The sequence below is a fragment of the Streptomyces sp. Y7 genome (assembly GCF_043195415.1).
Lineage (GTDB): Bacteria > Actinomycetota > Actinomycetes > Streptomycetales > Streptomycetaceae > Streptomyces.
Genome location: NZ_JBIDDQ010000041.1, coordinates 24,311 through 44,970, shown reverse-complemented (window position 1 = coordinate 44,970; position 20,660 = coordinate 24,311). Strand labels below are relative to the sequence as shown.

At 71.5% G+C, this 20,660-nt stretch carries 19 protein-coding genes; 6 read left to right on the top strand and 13 right to left on the bottom strand.

Annotation, left to right across the window (positions count from 1 at the left end; translation table 11 throughout):
- Window positions 1-24: 24 nt before the first annotated feature.
- The 5 genes from ACGFW6_RS43285 to ACGFW6_RS43265 form a co-directional block, all read right to left on the bottom strand.
- Window positions 25-780, bottom strand: coding sequence for an SDR family oxidoreductase (locus tag ACGFW6_RS43285; RefSeq protein WP_393522753.1), 756 nt, complete (start codon window positions 778-780; stop codon window positions 25-27).
- A 5-nt stretch (window positions 781-785) separates the two neighbouring features.
- Complete coding sequence (locus tag ACGFW6_RS43280) at window positions 786-2,573, bottom strand: glycoside hydrolase family 15 protein (RefSeq protein ID WP_393522750.1); 1,788 nt, start codon at window positions 2,571-2,573, stop codon at window positions 786-788.
- A gap of 103 nt (window positions 2,574-2,676) precedes the next feature.
- On the bottom strand, window positions 2,677-3,474 hold the full coding sequence (locus ACGFW6_RS43275; protein ID WP_393522747.1) for an SURF1 family protein: 798 nt from the start codon (window positions 3,472-3,474) through the stop codon (window positions 2,677-2,679).
- A gap of 49 nt (window positions 3,475-3,523) precedes the next feature.
- A complete protein-coding gene (locus ACGFW6_RS43270; protein WP_037873332.1) occupies window positions 3,524-3,757 on the bottom strand; it encodes a hypothetical protein in 234 nt (77 codons plus the stop codon).
- Between the two features lie 80 nt (window positions 3,758-3,837).
- Window positions 3,838-4,842 (bottom strand): DEDDh family exonuclease, encoded by a 1,005-nt coding sequence (locus ACGFW6_RS43265; RefSeq protein ID WP_393522744.1) that lies wholly within the window; start codon window positions 4,840-4,842, stop codon window positions 3,838-3,840.
- A gap of 196 nt (window positions 4,843-5,038) precedes the next feature.
- Between ACGFW6_RS43265 and ACGFW6_RS43260 the strand changes: the two genes are divergently transcribed.
- Window positions 5,039-5,749: a VIT family protein gene (locus ACGFW6_RS43260; protein ID WP_393522741.1), complete on the top strand. Its 711-nt coding sequence runs from the start codon at window positions 5,039-5,041 to the stop codon at window positions 5,747-5,749.
- Between the two features lie 149 nt (window positions 5,750-5,898).
- Window positions 5,899-6,942 carry a zinc-dependent alcohol dehydrogenase family protein gene (locus ACGFW6_RS43255; protein WP_393522738.1) on the top strand — a complete coding sequence of 348 codons (1,044 nt, stop codon included), beginning with the start codon at window positions 5,899-5,901 and terminating at the stop codon, window positions 6,940-6,942.
- Window positions 6,943-6,975: 33 nt separating this feature from the next.
- Here the strand turns inward: ACGFW6_RS43255 and ACGFW6_RS43250 are convergent, their stop codons facing one another.
- From ACGFW6_RS43250 to ACGFW6_RS43240, 3 genes are all read right to left on the bottom strand, one after another.
- Window positions 6,976-7,920, bottom strand: coding sequence for a CopD family protein (locus ACGFW6_RS43250; protein WP_393522785.1), 945 nt, complete (start codon window positions 7,918-7,920; stop codon window positions 6,976-6,978).
- Window positions 7,921-8,247: 327 nt separating this feature from the next.
- The gene (locus tag ACGFW6_RS43245; protein WP_393522736.1) at window positions 8,248-9,615 is read right to left on the bottom strand and encodes a CoA transferase; all 1,368 of its coding nucleotides are present in this window, start codon (window positions 9,613-9,615) and stop codon (window positions 8,248-8,250) included.
- Between the two features lie 23 nt (window positions 9,616-9,638).
- On the bottom strand, window positions 9,639-11,168 hold the full coding sequence (locus ACGFW6_RS43240; protein WP_393522733.1) for a S8 family serine peptidase: 1,530 nt from the start codon (window positions 11,166-11,168) through the stop codon (window positions 9,639-9,641).
- Window positions 11,169-11,555: 387 nt separating this feature from the next.
- Here ACGFW6_RS43240 and ACGFW6_RS43235 point away from each other — a divergent pair, with 387 nt between their 5' ends.
- The 3 genes from ACGFW6_RS43235 to moaA all read left to right on the top strand — a co-directional run bounded on the left by ACGFW6_RS43235 (window position 11,556) and on the right by moaA (window position 14,667).
- Window positions 11,556-11,912: a DUF485 domain-containing protein gene (locus ACGFW6_RS43235; RefSeq protein ID WP_393522731.1), complete on the top strand. Its 357-nt coding sequence runs from the start codon at window positions 11,556-11,558 to the stop codon at window positions 11,910-11,912.
- Entirely contained in the window at window positions 11,909-13,528 is a 1,620-nt protein-coding gene (locus ACGFW6_RS43230; RefSeq protein ID WP_126901741.1) for a cation acetate symporter, read from the top strand. Before ACGFW6_RS43235 ends, ACGFW6_RS43230 begins: the two co-directional genes overlap by 4 nt.
- Before the next feature lie 149 nt (window positions 13,529-13,677).
- Window positions 13,678-14,667: a GTP 3',8-cyclase MoaA gene (gene moaA / locus ACGFW6_RS43225; RefSeq protein ID WP_393522728.1), complete on the top strand. Its 990-nt coding sequence runs from the start codon at window positions 13,678-13,680 to the stop codon at window positions 14,665-14,667.
- 82 nt (window positions 14,668-14,749) lie between these two features.
- Here moaA and ACGFW6_RS43220 read toward each other — a convergent pair whose 3' ends face one another.
- A complete protein-coding gene (locus tag ACGFW6_RS43220) occupies window positions 14,750-14,962 on the bottom strand; it encodes a hypothetical protein (RefSeq protein ID WP_393522725.1) in 213 nt (70 codons plus the stop codon).
- A 213-nt stretch (window positions 14,963-15,175) separates the two neighbouring features.
- Window positions 15,176-15,574, bottom strand: coding sequence for a DUF3099 domain-containing protein (locus tag ACGFW6_RS43215; RefSeq protein ID WP_393522723.1), 399 nt, complete (start codon window positions 15,572-15,574; stop codon window positions 15,176-15,178).
- 245 nt (window positions 15,575-15,819) lie between these two features.
- Here ACGFW6_RS43215 and ACGFW6_RS43210 point away from each other — a divergent pair, with 245 nt between their 5' ends.
- Entirely contained in the window at window positions 15,820-16,101 is a 282-nt protein-coding gene (locus tag ACGFW6_RS43210) for a GlsB/YeaQ/YmgE family stress response membrane protein (protein ID WP_393522721.1), read from the top strand.
- Between the two features lie 265 nt (window positions 16,102-16,366).
- Here ACGFW6_RS43210 and tyrS read toward each other — a convergent pair whose 3' ends face one another.
- The 3 genes from tyrS to ACGFW6_RS43195 are packed head-to-tail and all read right to left on the bottom strand — an operon-like array spanning window position 16,367 to window position 20,605.
- A complete protein-coding gene (gene tyrS / locus ACGFW6_RS43205; RefSeq protein ID WP_393522718.1) occupies window positions 16,367-17,635 on the bottom strand; it encodes a tyrosine--tRNA ligase in 1,269 nt (422 codons plus the stop codon).
- 55 nt (window positions 17,636-17,690) lie between these two features.
- Window positions 17,691-19,085, bottom strand: coding sequence for a metallopeptidase TldD-related protein (locus ACGFW6_RS43200; protein ID WP_393522715.1), 1,395 nt, complete (start codon window positions 19,083-19,085; stop codon window positions 17,691-17,693).
- Window positions 19,082-20,605 (bottom strand): TldD/PmbA family protein, encoded by a 1,524-nt coding sequence (locus ACGFW6_RS43195; protein WP_393522713.1) that lies wholly within the window; start codon window positions 20,603-20,605, stop codon window positions 19,082-19,084. Before ACGFW6_RS43195 ends, ACGFW6_RS43200 begins: the two co-directional genes overlap by 4 nt.
- Window positions 20,606-20,660 lie beyond the last annotated feature (55 nt).

The following is a 20,660-nucleotide window of genomic DNA, read 5'->3' as shown; positions in this document are numbered from 1 at the left end:
CGCGCCGGTGGCTCGGGCGGCGACTCAGAACCCGTGCCGCATCCCGCCGTCCACGGGCAGCATGATCCCGGTCAGATACGACGCCGCCGGCGACAGCAGGAACGCCGCCGCCCGCCCGAACTCCTCCGGGTTGCCGTACCGCCGCAACGGAATCCGCGCCTCGTTCGCGGCCCGTGTCGCCTCGGGGTCCGCCGACATCCCGTCCAGCTCGCGCACCCGGTCCGTGTCGATTCGGGCCGGCAGCAGCCCGACCACCCGAATCCCGCGCGGCCCCAGTTCGTCGGAGAGCGACTTGGCGAACCCGGCGAGCCCCGGCCGCAGACCGTTCGAAATGGTCAGCCCGGGAATCGGCTCGTGCACCGACCCCGACAGCACGAACCCGATGACCCCGCCCTCGTCGAGCTCCGCCGCTGCCGCCCGGGCGAGCCGCACCGCGCCGAGGAACACCGACTCGAACGCGGACTGCCACTGCTCGTCCGTGTTGTCCGCGACGAACCCGGCCGGCGGCCCGCCGACGCTCACCAGGATGCCGTCGAAGCCGCCGAAGGCGTCCCGGGCGGCGGCGATGAGCCGGGCCGGGGCGTCCGGCTCCGCGTTGTCGACGGCCACCCCGAGCGCGTTCGGCCCCAGTTCGGCCGCCGCGTCGGCGACCCGCTTCTCGTCCCGGCCGGTCACGACGACCTTCGCCCCGTCGGCCACCAGCTCACGCGCCGCCGCGTTGCCCAGTCCACGGGTCGCCCCCGTGACCACGTACACCCGGTCCCTCAGTCCAAGATCCATGGCCCCTATCCTGCCCCTTCGCCCCCGTACAGGGCGAGGGCGGTGTTCACCAGACCGATGTGGCTGAACGCCTGCGGGAAGTTGCCGAGGTGGCGGCCGGAGACCGGGTCGTACTCCTCGGCCAGCAGGCCCACGTCGTTGGTGAGCCCCACCAGCCGGTCGAACAGCTCGCGTGCCTCCTGCGTGCGGCCCGTCATGTGCAGCGCCTCCGCCAGCCAGAACGAGCAGGCGAGGAACGTGCCCTCGTCGCCGGGCAGTCCGTCGACGGCCGTCCGGTCGGTGCTGTAGCGGCGCAGAAACCCCTGGTGACTGAGCTCGGCGCGGATCGCGTCGATGGTGCCGACCACGCGCGGGTCGTCGGGCGGCAGGAAGCCGACGCGTGGGATGAGCAGCAGTGCGGCGTCCAGTTCACGGGAGCCGTAGGACTGCGTGAAGGTGTTCCGCTCGGCGTCGTAGCCCTTCTCCAGCACCTCGCCGCGCACCTCGTCGCGGAACTTCCGCCAGCCGTCGAGGTCGCCCTCCAGCTCCGGGTTCTTCTCCAGGGTGCGCACCGCGCGGTCCGCGGCCACCCACACCATCACCTTCGAGTGCACGAAGTGCCGCCGGCCGCCGCGCACCTCCCACAGCCCCTCGTCCGGCTGCCGCCAGGCCGAGCGCAGCCACTCGACGAGGGCCGTCTGGATCGCCCACATGTGCGGCTTGGTGGGCAGCCCCGCGTCCCGGGCCAGCGCCAGCGAGTCCATGACCTCGCCGTACACGTCCAACTGGAGCTGTTTCACGGCCTCGTTGCCGATGCGCACGGGGGAGGAGCCGGCGAAGCCGGACAGCCACGGCACCTCGAACTCGGGCAGCCGGCGCTCACCCGCGATGCCGTACATGATCTGGAGGTCGGCCGGATCGCCCGCGACCGCGCGCAGCAGCCAGTCACGCCACGCCTCGGCCTCCAAGCGGTAGCCGGCCGAGAGGCCCACGTTGAGGGTGAGGGTGGAGTCGCGCAGCCAGCTGTAGCGGTAGTCCCAGTTGCGGACCCCGCCCAGCTCCTCGGGGAGCGAGGTGGTGGGGGCGGCGACGATGCCGCCGGTCGGCCGGTAGGTGAGTGCCTTCAGGGTGATCAGGGAGCGGATGACGGTGTCGCGGTACGGGCCGTCGTAGTGGCAGTGCCCGACCCACTTGTGCCAGTCCCGGACGCTGTTGTGCAGCGCCTTGTACGGGTTGATGAGCGGCGGGCGCGGTTCGTGCGAGGGGTGGTAGGTGAGGACGAACGCGACCTGCTCGCCCTCCTCGATGGTGAACTCCGAGTGGGTGCCGAAGTTCTCGCCCCAGGTGTGCACTTCGGGTTCGCTGCGCAGCCAGACCGAGTCCGGTCCGGCGACGGCCACCCGGTGCCCGTCGGACTCGCGCACCCAGGGCACGATCGAGCCGTAGTCGAAGCGGAGCCGCAGGGCGCTGTGCACGGTGACCCGGCCCCGCAGGCCCTGCACGATGCGGACCAGATCGGGCGCGCGGTCGCGTTGGGGCATCAGGTCGGTGACGCGGATCGCGCCGTCGTCGGTCTCCCACTCGGTGTCCAGCACCAAGGTGTCCGGGCGGTAGGCGCGGCGCGTGCAGTGGCCCTCCGAGTGTTTGGGCGCGATGCGCCAGTGCCCGTTGTTCTCGTCGCCGAGGATCCTGGCGAAGCAGGCCCCCGAGTCGAAGCGGGGCAGACACAGCCAGTCGACGGAGCCGTCCCTGCCGATCAGGGCGGCCGTCTGCTCGTCGCCGATGAGGGCGTAGTCCTCGATGCGCGGGTGCACGCAATTGCGGGTTCCCCAGGGGACGCTGGGCCAATCAGGGGTGCGGCCGGGGGAGTGAAATGTCCTGCGGGGAGCCGGAGCCGGAGCCCTCGCGGCGAAACCGCTACACCCCTGCCGGCGCCGACTCCTCCGACTCCTCCGGCACCGCGGCGGCAGCCTCCCGGTCCCGCGCCTCACGCCGAGCCAGGATCACCCACCCGATGGGCACCCCGGCCGCGAACAACCACCACTGCAAGGCGTACGCGTAGTTCAGCGGGGCGTTCTCGTTGCCGGGCTTGCCGATCAGTTCCGGAGTGTCCCCCTTGGGCTCGGGCGCCTTGAGGACGACGTATCCGCCGAGCACCCGAGCGTCCAGCCGACCGGCCTCCTGCTCGCTGTTGATCAGCATGACCTGCCGGTCGGGCAGCCCCTGGAGGTTCTTGATGCCGCTCGCCTCGGTCGTCTCGTCCGGCATCAGCCGCCCGGTGACCGTGACGGTGCCGGCCGGCGCCGGGGGGACCTTGGGGAAGGCCGTCTGGCTGGGACCGTCGGCGGGGATCCAGCCGCGGTTGACCAGCAGCACCTTGCCGTCCGTCAGCACGAAGGGGGTCAGGACGTGGAAGCCGACCTCCTCGTCGGCGTTGACGCGCCGCCGGACCACGACCTCATGCTCGGAGTCGAAGCGGCCCTGCGCGGTCACCGTGCGATACCGCTCCTTGGTGGTGACCGTGTGCCCCGGGGACGTCAGCCTCTCCACCGGTACCGGCTTCGCCTCCAGCGCGTCGGCGACCAGCTGGTTGCGGGCGCTGCGCTCCTCGTAGCGGTGCATCTGCCAGAAGCCCAGCCTGATCATCGTGGGGATCAGGATCAGGGCGATCAGCGTGAGGATCACCCACTGCCGGGACAACAGGAAGCGGTACACCCCACGACCGTACAACTCGGTCGTGGGGTGCCGGCAGCCGGGTACCTGGTCACACCTTGTCGACGATCCCCGCCTTTCCCTCCGCGCGGGCGCAATGAGCGCCGCAGAACCATTGACCGTCGACCTCGACGCCCTGCCCGATGATCTGCACACGGCAGTGCTCGCAGATGGGTGCCATGCGGTGGATCGCACAGGAGAAGCAGTCGAAGACGTGCACCGCGCCCTGCGCGTGCACCTCGAAGGTCATGCCGTAGTCGTTTCCGCAGACTTCACATGTCGCCATGCGCCACAGGGTGAGCGTTCACCGCGGTGCGGGGCGGGACGGCCCCGGGCGAGTCGCCCGGCAATCACCCGTCCGTACGGTCACCGCTCCGACGCGGGTTCGACGTCGCGAAGGAGCTGTCCGAAGGCCGCCTCGTCCACCACCGGTGTTCCGTACTGCCGGGCCTTGACCACCTTCGAGGTGCCCGAGTCCGGGTCGTTCGTGACGAGCAGGCTGGTCAGCCGGGACAGGCTCGTCGCCACATGCAGCCCGGCCTCGACCGCGCGGTCCTCCAGCAGGTCGCGCTCGATCGACGTGTCTCCCGAGAAGGCCACCCGCATGCCCTGTTTGAGCCTTTTGCCCTCTTCGTAACGCCCTGGGTTGGGATGGGGGCATGCGGGCCTTTTGCGGGACGGGCGCCAACTGGTCGGCCGGTAGCCGCCGCTGTAGCCGCCGTAGCCCCCCGCCTGCTGCCCGATCCTGGGAGTGGCGGTGTCCCGCCACTCCGTCAGCGGCCGGCACTCCTGGAGCGGCAGCCGCACGCTGCCCGCCGCCGCGGCCCGCAGACTCGGCCGGAACGCCTCGGCCAGCACGCGCGCGTCGTCCAGCGCGTGGTGCGCCCGCTGCTGCACGACGCCGAAGTGCGCGGCGAGCGACTCCAGCTTGTGGTTGGGCAGCGGCAGTGCCAGCTCCTTGGACAGCGCGATGGTGCACAGCCGCTGCCGCACCGGGGCCTCGCGCTCCGCGCGCGCGTACTCCCGCGCGATCATCTGCCAGTCGAAGACGGCGTTGTGCGCGACGAGCACCCGGCCGTCGAGCCGGGCCGAGAACTCCTCGGCGATCTCCTGGAACAGCGGCGCCGACTCCAGTACGTCACTCGTCAGACCGTGGATCCAGACCGGGCCCGGGTCACGCTCCGGGTTGACCAGCGTGTACCAGTGGTCCTCGACCTCGCCGCGCGCGTCCAGCCGGTAGACGGCCGCCGAGATGATCCGGTCGTCCCGGGCCAGTCCGGTGGTCTCCACGTCAACGACCGCGTATCCCTGGGGATACACGGCCGGCCACGATGTGGGGGAGGACGCTGCGGGCGTACGGTCTTCGAGCATGGTCACTGAGGATACGGGCCGCCACTGACAGTCCTCGCCGTCAGGTACCTTGCCCCGCCTGCCTGTTCGACCCCCGCGGACGCGGGTTCGCCAACCGTGCGGCGGGCGCCCGCCGTTGCCGTGTGTGCCGGGGTCCGCCGACGGGCGTCGAGCGTCGGTACGTCCCCGATGCCCCGCGCGGTGCGATCCTCCGCATATGACCGAACCAACGCATGGCGAGGCGCACGGCGGCGCGCTGGCGGAGCGGCTGAACTGGCTGCGCGCGGCCGTCCTCGGCGCCAACGACGGCATCGTGTCGACCGCGGGCCTCGTCGTCGGCGTGGCCGGCGCGACGGACGACCGGGACGCCCTCCTCACGGCCGGACTGGCCGGGCTGCTCGCCGGGTCGATGTCGATGGCGGCGGGGGAGTACGTCTCGGTCTCCACGCAGCGCGACTCGGAGAAGGCCGCGCTCGCCCAGGAGAGGCGGGAGTTGCGGGAACGGCCGGAGGCGGAGCTGGAGGAGCTGACGGAACTGCTGGAGCGCCGGGGGCTGTCCCGGGACGTGGCCCGGGAGGCGGCGGTCCAGTTGACGGAACGCGACGCGCTGAGGGCGCACGCGCGCGTGGAGCTCGGCATCGACCCCGACCGGCTGACCAACCCGTGGCACGCGGCCTGGGCGAGCTTTCTGGCGTTCACGGCCGGGGCGCTGCTGCCGCTGCTGGCCATGGTGCTGCCGCCGGCCCAGGGGCGGCTGACGGTCACCGTCGTCTCCGTCCTGGCCGCACTCACCCTGACCGGCTGGAGCAGCGCCCGCCTCGGCGCCGCCGCCCCGGCCCGGGCGATACTGCGCAACGTGGCGGGCGGCGCGCTCGCCATGGGGGTCACCTATGCGGCGGGATCGCTGCTGGACGTGGCGGGGGCGTAGGGCTCGATCACCCACCTGCCTTGTCCGCAGCTCAGCGGTGCTGCCCGCACCCTCGGGGCGCGCCGGGTGCCGACCCCGACGTACGGTGAGAGACGCGCTCACCACCCCCTGAGCGCTCGTACGGCCAAGAGACGAGAAGGACCCTCGCGATGCGCGCCACCACCATTCACGCCCCCTTCGACATGCGCGTCCAGGACGTGCCCGACCCCGCGGTGCACCAGCCCACCGACGCCGTGGTCCGGGTGCTGCGGGCCTGTATCTGCGGCAGCGACCTGTGGGCGTACCGGGGCGAGGCGGCCCGGCAGCCGGGCCAGCGGATCGGCCACGAGTTCCTCGGCGTCGTGGAGGAGACCGGCTCCGAGGTGAGCGGCGTGAGGAGGGGCGACCTCGTCGTCGCGCCCTTCATGTGGTCCGACGGCGTCTGCGAGTACTGCCGGGAGGGCCTGACGACCTCCTGCGAGCACGGCGGCTTCTGGGGCTCCGTCGGTTCCGACGGCGGCCAGGGCGAGGCCGTGCGCGTCCCCTTCGCCGACGCCACGCTCGTCCGGCTGCCCAAGGACGCCGCCTCCGACGAGCACCTGCTGTCCGCCCTGCTGACGCTGTCCGACGTCCTGGGCACCGGCCACCACGCCGCCCTCGGCGCCGGGGTCCGCCCGGGCGCCACGGTCGCCGTCGTCGGGGACGGCGCCGTCGGACTGTGCGCGGTGCTCGCCGCCAAGCGGCTCGGCGCCGAGCGGATCATCGCGCTCGGCCGCCACCAGGTCCGTACCGACATCGCCCGCCGCTTCGGCGCCACCGACGTCGTCGCCGAGCGCGGCGAAGCAGCCGTCGAGGCGGTGCGCGAACTGACCGGCGGGCAGGGCGCACGCGCCGTCATCGAGGCCGTCGGCACCGAGCAGTCCATGCGGACGGCCGTCAACATCACCCGCGACGGCGGCGCCATCGGCTTCGTCGGAGTGCCGCACGGCAGCGGCACCGGGCTCGACCTCGGCGTCATGTTCGACGGGAACATCGCGCTGCGCGGAGGTGTCGCGCCGGTCCGCACCTACATCCCCGAGCTGCTGCCCGACGTCCTTAACGGCACGATCGACCCGTCGCCGGTCTTCGACCTGACCGTCGGCCTGGAGGAGGTCCCGGCCGGCTACAAGGCGATGGACGAGCGCACCGCCCTGAAGGTCCTGGTCACCAACTGAGCCGGGCGCGGGGCCGGCTGACGGCGTGACGGTTCACCAGCGGATCGGCACCGGCAGCGCCGTCAGCAGCCCCGACAGCGCGACCACCACGCCCAGGGCGACGACCTCGGCCCGCGCCGGGGAGCAGGCGGTCAGCGGGTCGGCGGCGCGGCGCAGCCGGATCCGCGCCCACAGCGCCAGCGCGGCCACGGCGGCCACCAGCAGCACCTTGGCCAGCAGGGCCCGCCCGTACGCCGTCCCGCTCAGCTGGTCGAGGATCGTGTGCGACGGCATCCGGCGCAGCGAACTCCACACCCCGGTCGCGGTGATGGCGGCGAGCAGAACGGCCGCCACGCGCGCGTAGAGGCCCAGCAGCGCCGCGCCCGCCTCCCCGGCGCCCCACCCGCGCAGGGTCCGCAGGGCGTACAGCAGCCCGCCCACCCAGAGCGACGCACAGGTCAGATGCACCAGCGTCAGACCCGTGCCGAGCAGCGGGCCGTGCTCGGTCGCGGGGTGCGCGCGCAGCGCCTCGGCCACCACCACGGCGGCCAGCGGCCAGATCTGGGAGGCCGGCCGGCGGGAGAGGGCGCACAGGCCGGCCGCGGCGAAGGCGTTGACCTCCAGCAGCGCGAGCTTGCCGTCGCGCGTGGCGTACAGGCCGCCGATGTCGAGGTCGGCCGGGCTGTGCGGCACGAGGTTGCCGGTGGAGACGACGGAGGCCAGCCCTAGCGCGGCGACGAAGCCGACGCCCGCCGCATACGGCGCCCAGCCGCGCGGCCGGACCGCGGGAGCGCCGGGCACGGACCGGGCCAGCCGGTCCACGAACAGTTCCCCCAGCGCAACGCACAGCGCGGCGAACAGCACTGCACGCAGCAGCGCGATGCCGCCCGTGCCGGGCGCGGCGGCCTCCCCGGTGCCGTGCAGCGCGGCCGACGGCCCGAGCAGCGGGATCAGCGCCGCGAGCGCCACCAGGGCGACCACGGCGACGGCGCGCGCCATACCGGGGCGCGGTCCGGGCGCGCTCCCGTCGGACACGCCGGTGGAGGATCTTGTCAACGTCACCTCAAGATCTTCACAAATCAACGCAGAGCCGGGCAAGTGCCGGAAAACAAGTGGGGGCAGAGCATTCCGCCCCGGGATACGGCTCCGGCGTTGCCGGCACTCAGTCCCACCGCGTCGGCGGGTTGCCGGCACTCGGTCCCAGCGCGTCGGCGGGTTGTCGGGACTCGGTCCCAGCGCGCCGACGCGGTGCCGGGACTCGGCCCCAGCGCGCCGGATCCGCGTTGCGGCGCTCAGTGCCAGCGCGCCGGATCCGCGTTGTGGCGCTCAGTGCCAGCGCGCCGGATCCGCGCCCCACACCCCGGGCGGTCGCGCCCAGTCGCGGGGACCGTCCTCGAACGACACCGGCGGCATGGCGTACCGCAGCCGCCCGAGCGCGCTGTCCCGCTCGCCGAGCCAGGCGTCGGGAGCCTCGTACGGCACCTCGCCCGGCGGGCCAGGCCGGATCCCCTCCGTCAGCCAGAGAGCCGTACGGGCCAGGGCCAACCGTACGCAACGCCCGCCGCCCCGCTCCGCCCGCTCGGTCAGCGCCCGCAGGACGGCCGCCGCCAGCAGGTAGCCGGTGCCGTGGTCGAGGGCCTGCGCGGGCAGGGCGCCGGGACGCTCGGGCGAGCCCTCGGTCGCGGCGATCCCGGTGGCGACCTGCACGAGGCTGTCGAAGCCGCGGCGCCCGCCCCACGGCCCGTACGCGCCCCACGCCGACAACTGCGCCACGACGAGTCCGGGCCGCCGCTCCGCCAGGGCCTGCGGCGACAGGCCGAACCGGTCGAGAGAGCCCGGCCGGTAGCCGGTGACGACGACGTCAGCCGCCGCGAGGAGTTCCTCGAAGGCGCGCCGGTCCGCCGCCACGTCCAGCATCGCCGAGCGCTTACCGAAGCCCGTGTCGGTGTGCTGGTCGACCAGTTCGGGCAGCCGCGGCGCGTCCAGGCGCAGCACGTCCGCGCCGAGCAGCGCCAGTGTGCGGGTGGCGACGGGTCCCGCGATGACCCGCGTCAGATCCAGGACACGTACCCCGGCGGCGGGCAGCAGGGGAGTGCCGTCGAGCGGCGGGAGCTCACGCGCGCGTGCCGTGTCCAGCCGCTCGTGCTCGACGAGGGGCCGCCGGGCCACCGCCACCGCCTGCTCGTGCGCCGCCCACTCCCGCGGGGTACGCAGAGCGACGGCCAGCCCGCCGGCCGCGTACACGGCCTCCTCCACCTCGGATGCGGACCGTTCGGCGAGCGCAGCCCCGACGGCGTCCGGATCGTCCTGCGTCAGGCCCAGCCCGGCCAGCAGCCCGGCCCGGTGGTGCGGATAGTTCGCGTGCGTACGCACCCAGCCGTCCGCCGTCGGCCAGAACCGGGACAGGGGCGCGAACCAGACCGGCGCGCGCCCCTCGACCAGCAGATGCCGCTCACTCACGAACGCCGTGGCGACCGCCCCGTCGTCCAGCCGCACCCGCGGCACCTCGGCCCGCCCGGCCCGCCGCGCCCCCAGCTCGGCGGCGGCCAGCGCGCACGCGCCCACACAGGCGCGCGCCAACTCCCGTACGGGAAGGCGCGCGTCGAGCGCGCCCTCCCGCACCACGGTCGACACCCGCGGCAGCAGGGCGGCGTCGCCGCCCACCGCGGACCAGGCAGTACCGAGTGCAGTCATGACCGCACTATGCAGTACGGGTCTCAGTCGACGGCGTCCAGGGCGTCGACGATCCCGAATCCGTAGAACCCGTTGACCCGCTTGCCGCCCACGCACACCGCGTCCGGGGTGCCGTCGCCGTTCTGGTCGTAGGACTCCGGGCAGCCCGGGTTGTCCGCCTGGGCCTTCAGCAGCGCCTGCAGCTGGTCCGGAGTCGCCTTCGGGTAACGGGACTTCAGCAGCGCGGCGACGCCCGCGGCGTGCGGGGAGGCCATCGACGTGCCCTGGAGGTAGCCGTACTGGTTGTTCGGGAGGGTGGCCAGGATGCGGCCGTTCTTCGACGGCGTGTCGGGGATCTGGTAGAGCCGGTCGCCGCCGGGAGCCGCGATGTCGACCACGCCGTAACCGTACGAGGAGTAGTACGACTTGAGGTTCTTCACGCCCGTCGCGCTGACCGTGACGATGCCCGGCAGCTGGGTCGGCACGTCGAAGCACTCGTGCGGGTCGATGGTGCGCTCGACGGGCGTCGAGTCGTCGGGGCTGCTGTCGTCGACGAGCGCGTCGGAGTCGAGGTCGTGGTTGGAGTTGCCGGCCGACGCCAGGTTCAGGGTGCCCTTGCGCTGGGCGTAGAGCTGGGCCCGGTTGACGGCGTCCACGATGGCCCGCTGGTCGGGGTCGTCCACGCAGTTGTAGAGCCACGGGTCGACGTAGTAGCTGTTGTTCGTGATCTCCACCCCGTGGTCGGCGGCGAACACGAAGGCGCACACGACACTTTCGGGGTAATAGAGGCCGTTGACGGGGTCGCTCACCTTGATGGCGGAGACCTTCACGCCGGGTGCCACGCCCGCGATGCCGATGCCGTTGCGGGGCGCGGCTATCTCGCCCGCGACGTGCGTGCCGTGGGAGTCGGTGCTGGTGTACGGCCGCCAGGCGCCCGCGCCGGTGTCCGCCTTGCCGCCGACACAGTTCGCCGACTGGGCGGCGGAGAAGTTCGGCGCGAGGTCGGGGTGGGTGTCGTCGACGCCGTTGTCGATCACGGCGACGGTCACCTTCGGGCTGCCCGGGTTGATCGTGGCGGCCTTGTCGGCGCCTATGGCGCGCAGGTTCCACTGGTCGGCCTCGAGCGGCTCGGCGGCGCCCGCCGCGTTCGACGCCCGCGCGGTCCTCGCGGCCTGCTGCTCCGTCAGGACCTGGACGGGACCCTCGTCCGTCGTCCCCGCGGCGGTCAGCGGCGTCGTCCGTGTCACGCCCGCCGACTGCACGCCGTGCACCTCGCGCATCACCGTGGCGAAGTCGGAGTGCGCCGAATGGACGACGATCACGCCTATCCGCTCGTACGCGATCACGACGGTCCCCCCGGCCGCCTCGATCGCCTTGCGCACCGACTGCACCGTGCGGTGGTCCGGCCTGGTGTTGACGACATAGGCCAGCGTGGGCCCGTCCGCGGCCCGTGCGACGGGCTCCGTGGACGGTGCCGCCGAGGCCGCCGTCGGCAGGAAGCCGAGCGAGGCGGTCAGCGACAGAACGAGCGGGACGGCGAGGGCGAGTCGCCGTCTGGACCGCAGATGAGCCATGGGATCTCCACATCATCCGGAACCGGAACCGCCCGAGCCGCGTGTGGCGCTCGGGCAGGTACATGACGAGTGGTGCTGGGGTGAAGCTATCCCTGAACCTGCTGGCCAGCAATCCGGCCGAGGCGACTTCGGAAAGAAGCCCCGGGAGTTGAACCGGTCCTCGCGTGGCGCCGTGACCTTGGACAGGAGGCGCGAGCACGATCGAGCCCCCTGTCGGATCACGCGCCGGGGCCCTAACATCGCCAGCCGGCTCAAGTGATCCATGTCACTTCGAAGAACAGAGCCGCCATGTCCGCACCCGACCCGTCCCCCACCTCTGAACCGTCCCCAACCCCCCAACCGTCCCCGTCCACCGTCGCAACAGCGCCCGCAACGCGAGGAGACTCCGTGGCTACCGACGCACCGCCCCCCTCGAAAGAGCAACACCAACTCCCCTCCACCGAGGAGTTCACCGAGGTGCAGCAGAGTGCGGAGTTCGGTGAACTGCGCCGCTCCTACCGCTCCTTCGCCTTCCCGCTGACCGTCGCCTTCATCACCTGGTACCTGCTGTACGTCCTGCTGTCGAACTACGCGGGCGACTTCATGGGCACCAAGCTGTTCGGCAACATCAACGTCGCGTTCGTCTTCGGTATCGCCCAGTTCGTGACCACGTTCCTCATCGCCTGGTGGTACTCCCGCCACGCCGGCAGCAAGCTCGACCCCAAGGCCGAGGCGATCAAGACCCGTATGGAGGGCGGCGCATGAGCCCCGCGATGACCCTTGCCGCGAACGAGGCCAGCGAGCACCGGCCGCTGATCATCACCCTGTTCGCCTGCTTCGTGGTGGCGACGCTGTTCATCACCGTCTGGGCGGGCCGCCAGACCAAGGACGCCGCCGACTTCTACGCGGGCGGCCGGTCCTTCAGCGCCTTCCAGAACGGCCTCGCCGTCTCCGGCGACTACATGTCCGCCGCGTCGTTCCTCGGCATCGCGGGCGCGATCGCCCTCTTCGGCTACGACGGCTTCCTGTACTCCATCGGCTTCCTGGTCGCCTGGCTGGTCGCCCTGCTCCTGGTGGCCGAGCCGCTCAGGAACTCCGGCCGCTACACGATGGGTGACGTGCTCGCGTACCGCATGCGCCAGCGCCCTGTGCGCACCGCGGCCGGCACCTCCACCATCGTCGTGTCGATCTTCTACCTCCTGGCCCAGATGGCCGGCGCGGGTGTCCTGGTCTCGCTGCTGCTCGGCATCACCACCGACGCCGGCAAGATCCTGATCGTCGCCCTCGTCGGCGTCCTGATGATCGTGTACGTCTCCATCGGCGGCATGAAGGGCACCACCTGGGTCCAGATGGTCAAGGCCGTGCTGCTCATCGGTGGCACGATCCTCATTACGTTCCTGGTGCTGCTGAAGTTCAACTTCAACATCTCGGATCTGCTGGGCAAGGCCGCCGAGAACAGCGGCAAGGGCGCCGCCTTCCTGGAGCCCGGCCTCCAGTACGGCGCCACCGGCACCTCCAAGCTGGACTTCATCTCCCTCGGCATCGCCCTGGTTCTGGGCACCGCCGGTCTGCCGCACATCCTGATCCGCTTCTACACGGTGCCCAACGCCAAGGCCGCCCGTAAGTCCGTGAACTGGGCGATCGGCATCATCGGCGGCTTCTACCTGATGACCATTGCCCTCGGCTTCGGCGCCGCCGCGCTCATCTCACAGGACGAGATCATCGCGTCCAACCCGTCCGGGAACACGGCGGCACCACTGCTCGCCCTGCATCTCGGCGGCGTCGACTCGGCATGGGGCGCGATCCTGCTCGCCACCATCTCCGCGGTGGCCTTCGCGACGATCCTCGCGGTCGTCGCCGGTCTGACACTGGCCTCGTCCTCGTCGTTCGCCCACGACATCTACGCGAACGTGATCAAGAAGGGCCAGGCCACCGAGAAGGAGGAGATCAGGGCGGCCCGCCTCGCCACCATCGGCATCGGCGCCGTCTCCATCCTGCTCGGCGCCCTCGCCCGCGACCTGAACGTCGCCGGCCTGGTCGCCCTGGCCTTCGCGGTCGCGGCCTCCGCCAACCTGCCGACGATCCTCTACAGCCTGTTCTGGAAGCGGTTCACCACCCAGGGCGCGCTGTGGTCGATCTACGGCGGTCTGATCGTCGCCGTCGGCCTGGTGCTGTTCTCGCCGGTCGTCTCCGGCGACCCGAAGGCGATGTTCCCGGACGTCGACTTCGCCTGGTTCCCGCTGAAGAACCCGGGCATCATCTCCATCCCGTTCGGTTTCCTCATGGGCTGGCTCGGCACGGTCCTGTCCAAGGAGGAGCCCGACGCCGGCAAGTACGCGGAGCTGGAGGTCCGGTCCCTGACCGGCACCGGCGCCCACTGAGCAGGCCCTCGGAAGCGGCCGCGTCGTAGGGACCTACGACGCGGCCGCGTCTTACGTCGTGGGATCGGGCCTGTGTCACTGTCAGTGCGGTCACGTAGGCTCGCAGGTGACGGAAGTTGAAACTGGTCGCGTCGAGGGAGGGGGCCCACGTGCTCATCGACACCTACGGCCGGGTGGCCACCGACCTGAGAGTCTCGCTGACCGACCGCTGCAACCTGCGGTGCACGTACTGCATGCCTGAAGAGGGACTGCAGTGGCTGGCCAAGCCGGACCTGCTCACCGACGACGAGATCGTCCGCCTGATCGACATCGCCGTCACCTCGCTCGGTATCGAGGAGGTCCGCTTCACCGGCGGCGAGCCCCTGCTGCGCCCCGGCCTGGTCGGCATAGTCGAGCGGGTCGCCGGGCTCGCCCAGCGCCCCCAGATGTCCCTGACGACGAACGGCATCGGCCTCAAGCGCACCGCGGCCGCCCTCAAGGCCGCCGGCCTGGACCGGGTCAACGTCTCCCTGGACACCCTGCGCCCCGACGTCTTCAAGACCCTCACCCGACGCGACCGTCACAAGGACGTCCTCGAGGGCCTCGACGCCGCCCGCACCGCCGGCCTGACCCCGGTCAAGGTCAACTCCGTCCTGATGCCGGGCCTGAACGACGACGAGGCCCCGGACCTGCTGGCCTGGGCGGTGGAGAACGACTACGAGCTGCGGTTCATCGAGCAGATGCCCCTGGACGCCCAGCACGGCTGGAAGCGCGACGGCATGATCACCGCCGGTGACATCCTGACGTCCCTGCGCACCCGCTTCGAGCTGACCGCCGAGGGCGCGGAGAAGCGTGGCTCGGCCCCGGCGGAGCGCTGGGTGGTGGACGGCGGCCCGCATGTCGTCGGCGTCATCGCCTCCGTCACCCGCCCGTTCTGCTCGGCCTGCGACCGCACCCGCCTGACCGCCGACGGCCAGGTACGCACCTGCCTGTTCGCGACCGAGGAGACGGATCTGCGAGCCGCCCTGCGCTCCGACGCCCCCGACGAGGAGATCGCCCGCATCTGGCGTCTGGCGATGTGGGGCAAGAAGGCGGGCGCCGGCCTGGACGACCCCTCGTTCGTACAGCCGGACCGGCCGATGTCCGCGATCGGCGGTTGACCGGAAGCGCCCTCGAAAGCGCCCCCGGAAGGGGGCGCGGGGAACCGCGCGACCAGCCAGAGACGGCCGGCGGCGGAAGATCTCAGACCTCCCGCGCTTCCCACTCCGTCAGCAGGACGACGTCCTTCAAAAACCCCCGTACGCCGAGAAACTGCGAAAGATGCTCGCGATGTTCCTCGCACGCGAGCCACGTCTTGCGCCGCTCCGGCGTATGAATCTTGGGATTGTTCCACGCCAGCACCCACACGGCATCGGCGCGACATCCCTTGGCAGAACAGATGGGCGTGTCACTCACAGATTCGTCTCACAACTCGCGCACAAAAAGGCGACGCCGAGCAGCCACGGGGGGAGCTGCCCGGCGTCGGTCCGTCGCTCCGACGGGGGATGCGGAGCGCCTACGAAGTATGTCACGGGTAACCCGCCGCCCGGCACCTGAACAACACTATTGATCTGAGCTTTTCCTGAGCTTGGCGCGGAGTCGTCTTTCGGAACCTATCGGTCCGCGGCGTCACGCACCGTCGCGCGGTTTGCTTTGTGCGCCGGTCCCCGAGTCGTCCACCACATCTTCCGGGACCGATTCCGCGAAACCGTCGTTCGTCCGCGGCGGCGCAATCATCGTCCGCATCGGCGCGCTCACGAACGTCGACGGCAGACCCGGCGCATTTTCCCGCCCCGCGTTCGCGATCACCACCGCGATGTACGGCAGGATCACGCCCAGCACCAATGCCACGATCGCCACGTGCCGTTCGACGTTCCACAGTGAGGCCGCGAGGATCACCGACAGGGTGCGGATCGACATCGAGATGACGTACCGGCGCTGCCGGCCGCGCACGTCGTCCTGGAGGCCCGTACGGGCGCCGGTGATCCGGAACACCTCGGTGTTGCCGCTCGCGTGCAGCTTCCGCATCACATTCCACCATCCGCCCGCATCGGACTCTCCCCCTGCCCGTACCCCTTCGTCCCCGGTCGGGGGACCGGGCCGGGACACTCTCCACGGTACGCCTCGTCTCCGCCGCCTACGAGACCGGGGCCCCTGCCACCTGGGGGAACGCGCTGAGCCGTAACGCGTACGGCGGTACCCCGCATGCGGCGTACCGGGGCCGGACCAAGACTGGGCGTACTGCTCACCCCGAGCCGTACGAGGAGGCAGCCATGGGCTGGTTGTGGGCGATCATCGTGGGATTCGTGCTGGGCCTGCTGGCCAAGCTGATCATCCCCGGCAAGCAGCACAGCCCCCTCTGGCTGACCACGATCTTCGGCATCCTCGGCGCCATCGTCGGCAACTCCATCGCCCGCGCGTTCGGCGTCGAGTCGACCCGCGGCATCGACTGGAGCCGCCACATCTTCCAGATCGTCGCCGCCGTGATCATCGTCTACCTGGGCGACATGCTCTACGTGGCGACGATCGGCAAGAAGAAGGTGCAGCAGACGTGACCTGATCGACGCCCCGCACCGCACGCCCTCAAGGGGCGCGGGGAACTGCGCGACCAGCCACGACGAAGGCCGCACCCCGCAGATCACCGCACGCCGTCAAGGGGCGCGGGGAACTGCGCGACCAGCCACGACGAAGGCCGTACCCCGCAGATCACCGCACGCCGTCAAGGGGCGCGGGGAACTGCGCGACCAGCCACGACGAAGGCCGCACCCCGCAGATCACCGCACCCCTACGAGGCCCCCGATCCGGCGCCCCCGCGGAGCGCTACGCGCCGGTGAACTCCACCGCCGCCAGGTTCTTCTTCCCCCGCCGCAGCACCAGCCAGCGCCCGTGCAGCAGGTCCTCCTTCGCGGGCACCGCGTCCTCGCCGGCGACCTTGACGTTGTTCACGTAGGCCCCGCCCTCCTTCACGGTGCGCCGAGCGGCCGACTTGCTGGCCACCAGCCCGACCTCGGCGAACAGGTCGACCACCGGGCCGAGCTCGGCGACCTGGACGTGCGGCACCTCGGACAGCGCCGCCGCCAGCGTCGCATCGTCCAGATCCGTCAGCTCGCCCTGCCCGAAGAGCGCGCGGGACGCGGCGATCACGGCGGCCGTCTGGTCGGCGCCGTGCACCAGCGTCGTCAGCTCCTCGGCCAGCGCACGCTGCGCGGCACGGGCCTGCGGACGCTCCTCCGTCTGCTTCTCCAGCTCCTCCAGCTCCGCACGGGACCTGAAGGACAGGATGCGCAGGTACGTCGAGACGTCCCGGTCGTCCGCGTTCAGCCAGAACTGGTAGAACGCGTACGGCGTCGTCATCTCCGGGTCGAGCCAGATGGCGCCGCCCTCGGTCTTGCCGAACTTGGTGCCGTCCGCCTTGGTCATCAGCGGCGTCGCCAGCGCGTGCACACCCGCGTGCGGCTCCAGCCGGTGGATCAGGTCCAGACCCGCCGTGAGGTTGCCCCACTGGTCGCTGCCGCCCTGCTGGAGCGTGCAGCCGTACCGACGGTACAGCTCCAGGAAGTCCATGCCCTGGAGCAGCTGGTAGCTGAACTCCGTGTAGCTGATGCCCTCTTCGGACTGGAGCCGGCGGGCGACGGAGTCCTTGGTGAGCATCTTGTTGACGCGGAAGTGCTTGCCGATGTCCCGCAGGAACTCGATGGCCGACAGACCGGCCGTCCAGTCCAGGTTGTTCACCATCACCGCGGCGTTGTCGCCCTCGAAGGAGAGGAAGGGCTCGATCTGGCCGCGCAGCCGGGTCACCCAGTTCGCGACCGTTTCCGGGTCGTTCAGGGTGCGCTCGGCCGTCGGACGTGGGTCGCCGATCTGGCCCGTCGCACCGCCGACCAGCGCGAGCGGGCGCAGGCCCGCCTGCTGGAGGCGGCGCATGGTGAGGACCTGGACCAGGTGGCCGACGTGCAGCGAGGCCGCGGTCGGGTCGAAACCGCAATAGAACGTGACGGGACCGTCCGCGAGCGCCTTGCGCAATGCGTCCTCGTCAGTGGACAGGGCGATCACGCCACGCCACTTCAGCTCGTCGACGATGTCCGTCACGGTTCTCGTGTCTCCTTGATGATCTCGGGCAGTCGGGTGACAGCCGACTACGAGGTTATACGCCCTGACTGACAGAGCTCATGTTGAAATCGGGGACGCGCAGAGCCGGCATGGCGGCCCTGGTGAACCAGTCGCCCCACTCCCTGGGCAGGGTCTTCTCCGTGCGCCCCGCCTCCGTCGCCCGCCCCAGCAGGCCCACCGGCGACTCGTTGAACCGGAAGTTGTTGACCTCGCCGGTCACCTCGCCGTTCTCGACCAGGTAGACGCCGTCCCGGGTCAGGCCCGTGAGCAGCAGCGTCGCCGGGTCGACCTCGCGGATGTACCACAGGCACGTCAGCAGCAGCCCGCGCTCGGTGCTCGCGACCATCTCCTCGATCGAGCGGTCCTCGCCGCCGTCCAGGATCAGGTTGTCGACCGCCGGAGCGAGCGGCAGCCCGGTCAGGCCCGCGCTGTGCCGGGTGGTCGTGAGGTGCCGCAGCTCGCCCTCGCGCAGCCAGTCGGTGGCCGTGAGCGGCAGACCGTTGTCGAACACCGACTGGTCGCCCCCGGAGGCGTGCGCGATCACGAAGGGCGCGGACTCCAGACCCGGCTCGTTCGGATCGCTGCGCAGCGTCAGCGGCAGCTCGCTCAGCTGCTCGCCCACGCGCGTGCGGCCGCCCGGCTTGGAGAACACGGTCCTGCCCTCGGCCGCGTCCCGTCCCGACGCCGACCAGAGCTGGTAGATCAGCAGGTCGGCCACGGCGGTCGGCGGCAGCAGCGTCTCGTACCGGCCCGCCGGCAGCTCCAGCCGCCGCTCCGCCCAGCCCAGACGTACGGCCAGTTCGGCGTCGAGCGCTGTCGGGTCCACGTCCTTGAAGTCCCGGGTGGCACGCCCCGCCCAGGCCGAGCGGGTGCGGTCCGGCGACTTGGCGTTCAGCTCCAGCGTCCCGTTGGGCTGGTCGTGCCGCAGCCGCAGCCCGGTGGACGTGCCCAGGTACGTCGAGACCATCTCGTGGTTGGCGAAGCCGTACAGCTCCCGACCGCCCGCACGCGCGCGTGCGAACGCCTCGCCCAGGGCCGGGGCGAAGTCCGCGAACACCGTCGACGACGTCTCGGCCGGGGCGTCGGTGAAGTCCTGGGACGCCGGTACGTCCGTCACGAGCGGCTGCGCGTCCTCGGCGGGCCCGGCGGAGCGCGCGGCGGCCTCGGCGGCCCGCACCAGCGGCTCCAGTTCCTGTGGGGTCACGGCCGAGCGGGAGACGACACCGGAGGCCGTGCCCTCCTTGCCGTCGACGGTCGCGACGACGGTGAGCGTCCGCCCGCGCGTGACGCCGTTCGTCGTCAGCGCGTTGCCCGCCCAGCGCAGATTGGCGGTCGACTGCTCGTCGGCGATGACGACACACCCGTCGGCCCGCGACAGCTCCAGGGCCCGCTCGACGATCTCGTGCGGCTTGTTGGTACGGGCGCTCATCGACCGGCCTCCTGCGTGGTGTTAAGGATGTTGACGCCCTTGAAGAGGGCCGACGGGCAGCCGTGCGAGACCGCCGCGACCTGGCCCGGCTGCGCCTTGCCGCAGTTGAAGGCGCCGCCGAGGACATAGGTCTGCGGACCGCCCACCGCCGCCATCGAGCCCCAGAAGTCGGTGGTGGTCGCCTGGTAGGCCACGTCCCGCAGCTGGCCGGTGATCCGCCCGTTCTCGATCCTGAAGAAGCGCTGCCCGGTGAACTGGAAGTTGTAGCGCTGCATGTCGATCGACCAGGACCGGTCGCCGACGACGTAGATGCCGCGGTCCACGCTGCCGATCAGGTCCTCGGTCGACATCCCGGCCGGATCCGGCTGGAGCGAGACGTTCGCCATGCGCTGCACCGGCACGTGCCCGGGGGAGTCGGCGAACGCGCACCCGTTGGAGCGCTCGAACCCGGTCAGCTTCGCGATGCGCCGGTCGAGCTGGTAGCCGACCAGGGTGCCGTCCTTGACCAGGTCCCAGGACTGGCCCGCGACGCCCTCGTCGTCGTACCCGATCGTCGCGAGACCGTGCTCGGCGGTGCGGTCACCGGTGACGTTCATCAGGTCCGAGCCGTACCGGAGCTTGCCGAGCTGGTCGAAGGTGGCGAAGGAGGTGCCGGCGTAGGCGGCCTCGTAGCCGAGGGCGCGGTCCAGCTCGGTGGCGTGCCCGATGGACTCGTGGATCGTCAGCCACAGGTTGGAGGGGTCCACGACGAGGTCGTACGGCCCCGCCTCCACGCTCGGCGCCCGCATCTTCTCGGCGAGCAGCCCGGGGATCTGCTCCAGCTCGCCCTCCCAGTCCCAGCCGGTCCCCGTCAGGTACTCCCAGCCCCGGCCGACCGGCGGCGCGATCGTGCGCATGGAGTCGAACTCGCCGCTCGACTCGTCGACCGAGACGGCGGTCAGCTGCGGGTGCAGCCGGACCCGCTGCTGGGTGGTCACGGTCCCGGCGGTGTCGGCGTAGAACTTGTTCTCGTGGACCGTCAGCAGTGAGGCGTCCACGTGGTTGACGCCGTCCGCGGCCAGCAGCCGCGCGCTCCAGTCCGCCAGCAGCGCCGACTTCTCCTCGTCGGGCACGGTGAAGGGATCGATCTCGTACGACGAGATCCACGTCTTGTCGGCGTGCACGGGCTCGTCGGCGAGCTCCACCCGCTCGTCCGAGCCCGCCGCCTTGATGACCTGCGCGGACAGCTTCGCCATGGCGACCGCCTGCGAGGCGACCTTCGCGGCGGCGTCCAGCGTCAGGTCCACCCCGGAGGCGAAGCCCCAGGTCCCGCCGTGCACCACGCGCACCGCGTAGCCGAGGTCGGTGGTGTCCGAGGACCCGGCGAGCCGGGCGTCCCGCAGCCGCCAGGACGCGCTGCGCACCCGCTCGAACCGGAAGTCCGCGTGCTCCGCACCGAGGGCACGCGCGCGTGCCAGCGCCGCGTCGGCCAGGGCGCGTAGCGGAAGCGCCGTGAAGGCTTCGTCGATCGTATGAGGCACGGAGGTCTCCCTGCTGTCGTGGCCTGTCGGCACCGATCATGTCGCGCGGGCGGGC